At 38.6% G+C, this 6892-nt stretch carries 6 protein-coding genes; 1 reads left to right on the top strand and 5 read right to left on the bottom strand.

Going from position 1 to position 6892, the window contains the following annotated elements:
* The 3 genes from F6K13_RS11875 to F6K13_RS11865 all read right to left on the bottom strand — a co-directional run.
* On the bottom strand, positions 1-493 hold a 493-nt coding region (locus F6K13_RS11875), incomplete at its 3' end, for a peroxiredoxin (protein WP_287287450.1).
* 720 nt (positions 494-1213) lie between these two features.
* Positions 1214-1423, bottom strand: coding sequence for a hypothetical protein (locus tag F6K13_RS11870; protein ID WP_124146864.1), 210 nt, complete (start codon positions 1421-1423; stop codon positions 1214-1216).
* Positions 1424-1493: 70 nt separating this feature from the next.
* Positions 1494-2189, bottom strand: a complete 696-nt coding sequence (locus F6K13_RS11865) for a hypothetical protein (protein ID WP_124146865.1) — start codon at positions 2187-2189, stop codon at positions 1494-1496.
* A 646-nt stretch (positions 2190-2835) separates the two neighbouring features.
* Here F6K13_RS11865 and acs point away from each other — a divergent pair.
* Entirely contained in the window at positions 2836-4803 is a 1968-nt protein-coding gene (gene acs / locus F6K13_RS11860; protein ID WP_124146866.1) for an acetate--CoA ligase, read from the top strand.
* 584 nt (positions 4804-5387) lie between these two features.
* Here acs and F6K13_RS11855 read toward each other — a convergent pair.
* Together F6K13_RS11855 and F6K13_RS11850 are read right to left on the bottom strand one after the other, a co-directional pair.
* Positions 5388-6602: a caspase family protein gene (locus F6K13_RS11855; RefSeq protein WP_124146867.1), complete on the bottom strand. Its 1215-nt coding sequence runs from the start codon at positions 6600-6602 to the stop codon at positions 5388-5390.
* A 71-nt stretch (positions 6603-6673) separates the two neighbouring features.
* On the bottom strand, positions 6674-6892 hold a 219-nt coding region (locus F6K13_RS11850; protein WP_287287449.1), incomplete at its 5' end, for a type II toxin-antitoxin system death-on-curing family toxin.

Raw genomic sequence — 6892 nt, 5'->3', positions numbered from 1 at the left:
TGAAAACTTTGAGAATTTTTCCTGCTTGTGCAATTAATGTAACTCTTTTGAGTAGTTGCTTTCCTTCTATTTCAAATATTGGCAATTTTAACGCTTGGGAAAAGTTTAAATCACTATTACTCAGAAGTTCAAAAGGTAAATGAAGTCGCTTCGCTGCTTCTATCTGATATTCAATTTTTTGTGTGCTGAGGCCAAATACTTGCACTTTGAACTCTGTTATTTCTTGGTGGTGGTCTCGAAAAGCGCATGATTGAGGGGTACATCCTCTTGCTCCAGGAATTTTGTCCCATTGTTCGGGTAGTAGAATACCTGGTTTACCAGTCATGGGATAACAGTAAATAACGACGTAACCTGAAATTTTAGATAAATCTACATATCTGTTATGGGTTGAAGGTAAAGTAAGTGATGGCAAAAACAAACCTTGTAGGTGATTACAAGTTCCATCATCTACTGGGATAGGAAGATTTGCAGGTAATTCTGTAAAATTGCTCATAAAAATCTCCATTTTAGGCGTGACATTTTTTACATACAGCAGTAGCTATAGCTGTTAGAATGGTCTAAGGAATGGTTAGGACATACTAAAAGCTTAAAAATCAAACGACAGCAAATTTTTCGGCGTTGCTGAGTGGTAATGATTTTGAGATTAACTTTGGGCGCAAAACATCAGTTTTTCAATTTTACCTTTAGCTAATAGACATCTCCAAGAATCAAAAATCAATATCTATATCCCAAAGAAATTATCAATTCTTTACCCCTACAGCAAAGCTGCCTACTCCCTACTGCCTATGGGTGGAGTAGATGTCTAATTATCATTACATTTAAGCAACGTCAATTTTTCTTTCTTCCTTCTGCTATAGAACATATCAAAAGCCTAATACTGAGAGTGTTGGATAATTTTAATATCATGTCCGGATAAGAGGGTGATAAAAAACTTTCTCTTTCTCCTCCTCTTTCTTCTTTTTTATTTCCTCCTGAGTCCTGACTTCTGAGTCCTGACTCCTCCGTCGTTTATTTATAACTGTTCAAGCGGACATAATATAACTTCTGCTTTTTAGCCAAGTATCTCTTGAGTTTTCCGAGCGATCGCTCTTCATCTCCATCACAAAATATCAAGGCGATCGCTCATACCATCCTAAACTTTTAGTTCAGTCATTGTTACTGTTTCTCCAATTATTTTTGACTTTTGTCTTTTAACCTTTGACTTGTTGTAAACTTATGAATTGATTGGTAACTTTTCACTTAATTCCTCTTCATTTTCACCCCATTTTTCCAGCCAATCTCCATCAATATTTTCCACGTATAAATTGACATGATTTATTCCCCAAGTTAGTCGGTCTTCTTGTAATTTTTGAGCCTCTTGGAGAGCGTGCCAAACTTTTTCTAAACGTTCTTTATTTGACAGAGTTTTGCTAATTGTTACCATGTATCCTGCCTAGTGTTAAAATGTGTAGTTTGATGTGCAAGTTGAAATATAATAGGAATTGAGCAAATTCCTATCTAAAACAAAATTTAATATATTTAGCCTCCGTTAAATGTTTGCTGTTATGCAGAACAAGATTTACTAATTGAATAACTGAGCGATCCTGTCCGGGATTATAACTAACAAAAATACCCCTTCTAATTTTCCATTGCTGTAGTGTATCTTTCCATTCCTTATACTTATGATTACATAATTCTCCGGACATAGTAGTAAGTTGAACACAGAGAGGCTTACCTGTGCTACTACTCACAATTACATCTGTTGCCATAGACAAGTCTGCTATATAACGATGAACAACACACCCGTCACGACTTTTAATCTGACGAGAGACAGATTTTAGTAGTTCAGCATCTTCTTGATTAAATTCCCCCGATCTTAACTTTTGTTTCCATATATAAAATTTATGATCATTTTCATTAAACCATTTTGGAAAAAGATTTTCATACCAGTAAGATACTGGTGATGGAAGATGTTTTAAAAATAGTTGCCTTTCTTCATTTGTTAAGGATTGCAATTTCAACCAAAATTCTCCATCCTTGATTAATTCTAACAAAAATCCTACTAAGACTCCTTTCTGCATTAGCAACCCTGGCCTAATATCCTTAATCCAGCGTGTTACTTCATCTAACCTCTGGGCTAACGCAGGTTCAGTTGACCAGGCAAGATTGCTAAGTTGTTTTAGCTTAGGCTCGATTTCTCTTGCTTGCAATCATCCTCCTACATTAAGACCCATCTTAGAATCTGTAAAAAAGTTTTTTTATATCACTATAAATATTGTAGCGCTTGATTAACAGTATAAAGGGTTAACTATTAGGATATTATCGCCCCTTCGGGCTAAGGAGTCAGTCCTCAGGAGTCAGGAGCCAGAATTAATCAGAATGTTTTTTGAATTTTCTTGATCAGGCCCTTGCTGATTTTGGGTTAAATACCCCATCTTCTACCAGTTGACAGAAATAGGTTGAGATTCTCACTCCCATCCCAATTTCTCTCCTGACTTATGGCTCCTGTATTATCATTTCCCTTATGGGTTTAATACCCCACCGTCAACGGGGGTGCTCAAAATTGTTTGGGGTTAGAGTCCCCATGCAATTTTCCCTTCTGCCTTCTGCCTTCTGCCTTCTGCCTTCTTCAAAACTTCTTCTTCAAAACTACTCAAAATATTTCTACAAATATTGAGATTAAAATACTTTCATCTATTGACTAATTTCTTTCTAAATGGTATTGATTCTTGAACACAAGACAGATGGGTATTACCCTCTACAAATCTTAAAGCTAGCTTAAAAAAAATAAAGATTCTGATGTTCATTCTAGGTTAACAATAATTATTAGAAGTAACTATAAAATACAAAAAACAAATGTCAGAATCAACTATCGAATCAATCCTAGAAGAAAAACGTCTTTTCCAACCACCGGAACAATTTGCCCAAGCAGCCCATATTAAAAGCATAGAGGAATACAAACAACTCTACGAAAAAGCTAGAAATGACCCAGAAGGATTTTGGGCAGAACTAGCCGAAACAGAATTAGACTGGTTCCAAAAATGGGACAAAGTTCTCGACTGGCAACCACCTTTTGCTAAATGGTTTGTTAATGGCAAAATTAACATTTCCTATAACTGCCTTGACCGTCATCTTAACACCTGGCGACGAAACAAAGCAGCCCTAATATGGGAAGGAGAACCCGGAGACTCTCGCACCCTTACCTACGCCCAACTGCATCGGGAGGTTTGCCAGATGGCCAACGTTTTCAAGCAATTGGGAGTGAAAAAAGGCGATCGCGTGGGTATTTATATGCCGATGATTCCTGAAGCCGCAATCGCTATGTTGGCCTGTGCAAGAATAGGCGCTCCCCACACTGTTGTTTTTGGTGGATTCAGTGCTGATGCCTTAAAAAACCGCCTCGTCGATGCTGAGGCTAAATTAGTCGTCACTGCTGATGGAGGTTGGCGTAAAGATGCTATTGTTCCTCTCAAAGAACAAGTAGACAAAGCATTAATAGCAGGTGCCCCCACTGTGGAAAATGTCTTAGTTGTCAAACGCACTGCCCAAGAAATTCACATGGAGTCTGGGCGAGACCATTGGTGGCATGAACTCCAAAAAGGTTCTTCTGGCGAATGTGCAGCGGAACCGATGGATAGTGAAGATATGCTATTTATTCTGTACACAAGTGGCACAACAGGTAAACCCAAAGGAGTCGTACACACTACAGGCGGTTATAATCTTTACACCCACGTTACCAATAAATGGGCATTTGACCTCCAAGACACGGATGTATATTGGTGTACTGCTGATGTAGGTTGGATTACAGGTCACAGTTATATTGTCTATGGCCCCCTTTCCAACGGTGCCACTAGCCTCATGTATGAAGGCGCACCTAGAGCGTCTAATCCTGGTTGTCTCTGGGATGTAGTAGAAAAATATGGTGTTACCATCTTCTACACTGCTCCTACTGCTATCCGGGCATTAATGAAAATGGGAGAAGAACATCCCAACTCCAGAAATCTAACTTCTCTACGTTTGTTGGGAACAGTAGGAGAACCGATTAACCCAGAAGCTTGGATGTGGTACCATCGTGTCATTGGTGACAGTAAGTGTCCAATAGTTGATACTTGGTGGCAAACTGAAACAGGTGGATTTATGCTGACTCCTCTACCCGGTGCAACTCCGACTAAACCAGGTTCGGCGACTTTGCCTTTTCCTGGCATTATTGCTGATATTGTTAACCAGGAAGGAGATCCAGTGGATGGTAGCAGTGGTGGTTATTTGGTGATTAAGCATCCTTGGCCTTCCATGATGCGCACTGTGTATGGTGATAATGATCGCTTCCGTCGTACTTATTGGGAGTATCTGAGTCCGAAGAATGGTGAGTATCTTTATTTTGCTGGTGATGGTGCTCGCAAAGACGAGGATGGTTATTTTTGGGTGATGGGTCGTGTTGATGATGTGATTAATGTGGCAGGTCATCGTCTGGGTACTATGGAGGTAGAGTCGGCATTGGTGTCTCACTCTGCTGTGGCGGAAGCTGCAGTTGTTGGTAAACCTGATGAGGTTAAGGGTGAGGATATTGTGGCTTTTGTGACTTTAGAAGGCGATCGCGAAGCAAGTGAGACTTTGGAGAAGGAATTGAAGCAGCACGTTGTCCAGGAGATTGGAGCGATCGCTCGTCCTGGTGAGATTCGCTTTACTGAGGATTTGCCTAAAACTCGTTCTGGTAAGATTATGCGAAGGTTGTTACGGTCTCTGGCGGCAGGTCAGGAAATTGCTGGGGATACTTCAACGTTACAGGACAAGAGTGTATTAGATAAGTTACGGGGTGGAGCGTAGGGAAGTCAGAAGTCAGAAGTTAGAAGTGAGTGTGTAATTCTGAGGTCTCCTGCGGCGCTTTTCTGGTGCGGAAATGTTTCCGCACACATCGCCTCCAGAATTTATAGCGTTGTGCGCAGGCAACAGCTCATCTGGCAACAGTTCCGGAAGGGGGAATAAATTGCCGATAATATAAGACTTTTAGCTATTTTGCCCATCCTGCAATTTGTAAATATACCAGCGCTCATTGCTATAAGACACACTCAAGACAGTCAGAAGTTATATCATGTCTGGATAATTAGATATCTCCAGAAAAGAGGGAGTAAAGAGGGAGTAGGGAGTAGGGAGTAGGGGGAATTGAAGAAGGAGACAGGAGACAGGAGACAGGAGACAGGAGGAAAATTACATGGGGATTCGCTCCCCCAAGTAATGCGTGAACACCCCCGTTGACGGTGGGGTATTAAACCCACAAAGAAAATGATAATTGATAATTTATGTGCGATAATTGATTTGATTTTTTATGATTGGAGATGTCTATTAGTGATCAAAAAAACTTTCTCTTTCTTCTTCTTTCTTGCCTCCTGACTCCTGAGGACTGACTCCTTTTAAATTTGTAATAGAGAACCAGGCTTAACAATACCTTTAACTGTTGCAGTTCCCAATAAACCATCACGAGATTCAAAAATTAATTTAGCAGCGGATTTTTCTTTTGAATTTACAACATTAAATACAGCACCTGTTGTTAATTCAGCAATTTTTTTTACATCTAATCCTCCTAACCAAATTTGAGATAGATCGCCCTTAATTTCTGTAACTACTGCATTAGCAACAGGACTGGAATTTTCAGTCAAATATATAACTTTACTATCTAATTTAGTACCTGTCTTAACTTCATAAAGTGAATTCTGTTTTAACCTATCTGGAATTTGTCGATTGACATAAGCGATCGCCTCTTTTGGTGTAGCTGTTTCTTGCCATAAATATTGTGTGAATAAATAACTAAAAATTCCAGCATGAAAATCAAGAATTTTCACATCTTTAGCATTTTGAAAAGGTTTAGCAGAAGCAAAAACTACTCCTTTTGCTACACAACTTTGATCACCTTTCACAAATTCATCTTCAGACATATCGAGCCGAGATAACCATTTTTCTTGATAAGCCTTTTCTTGGGATACAACTTCTATTTTTTCCCCTCCTGCACGAGAACGAACAGTAAAATCTCTAGTCGTCATTCCCGAAAAACAACTATCAAGAATTCCGGTAAAATTATCTGTCTTTAAAGCTGAAGTAAGTAGAAACAAAGTATGCCCCATAATATCATTAACAGTACCACCAACATTAGGATATCCTTGAGGCAGAGAACTATCTACTGGTACTAATGTACCACTTAAACCACTACCATCCATCAAAGAAGTTTTGACAATAGGATTAGGATCTTTGACGTGGGAACCATGGCCGGAATAATGAAAAACTGCTACATCTCCTGGTTTTGCTTGTTTAATTAGGTGTTCTTCAAATGCTTCTAAAATACCTTGGCGAGTTGCTTTTTCATCAGTAACAATATAGATATCTTTTGGATTAAAACCAAAGCGGTGAATTAATAGATGACGTTGCATTTCTGTATCATATACACAACCTCTTAAAGGGGCTTTTTTATATTTATTAATTCCTACTAATAAAGCAAGTTTGCGTGGGGTACTTTGAGCTAATACTTTGCCATAATTTTCGGCTTGGGATATAAATTTAAATTGACTTATACCAAGAGTGGCAAGTATTGAACTGGCAAATTGGAAAAAATGACGACGAGAGATGAGAGGCATTTTGAATTATTCCTTATTTCTCGGTTTTGCTAAAATTTTAAACTAATTTAAACTAAATATTATTTCAATGTTTAAATCTCTATAGAATTTGCTGCTAACCACTTCCCTAGAGATTCTTGATTTTCTTCTCCACTTGCTAGTTGTTCCATCATTTTTACAACTTCTGGTTCGGGAACTTCTAACAAATAATTATTTAGCCCTAAAAAAGTATACATAACCATAAAAGCTGTTCTTTTATTCCCATCAATAAATGGATGATTTTTCGCTAGACTATAACCATAAGCTGCTGA

It is taken from the genome of Okeania sp. SIO2B9 (assembly GCF_010672505.1).
GTDB lineage: Bacteria > Cyanobacteriota > Cyanobacteriia > Cyanobacteriales > Microcoleaceae > Okeania > Okeania hirsuta.
Note: the sequence above shows the minus strand (reverse complement) of the source record. Positions and strands in the feature narration are given on the sequence as shown.

Bases quoted from the DNA above. Each gene is read 5' to 3' on its own strand.
- F6K13_RS11870 (WP_124146864.1), bottom strand. From the start codon at position 1,423: ATGGTAACAATTAGCAAAACTCTGTCAAATAAAGAACGTTTAGAAAAA.
- acs (WP_124146866.1), top strand. From the start codon at position 2,836: ATGTCAGAATCAACTATCGAATCAATCCTAGAAGAAAAACGTCTTTTC.
- F6K13_RS11855 (WP_124146867.1), bottom strand. From the start codon at position 6,602: ATGCCTCTCATCTCTCGTCGTCATTTTTTCCAATTTGCCAGTTCAATA.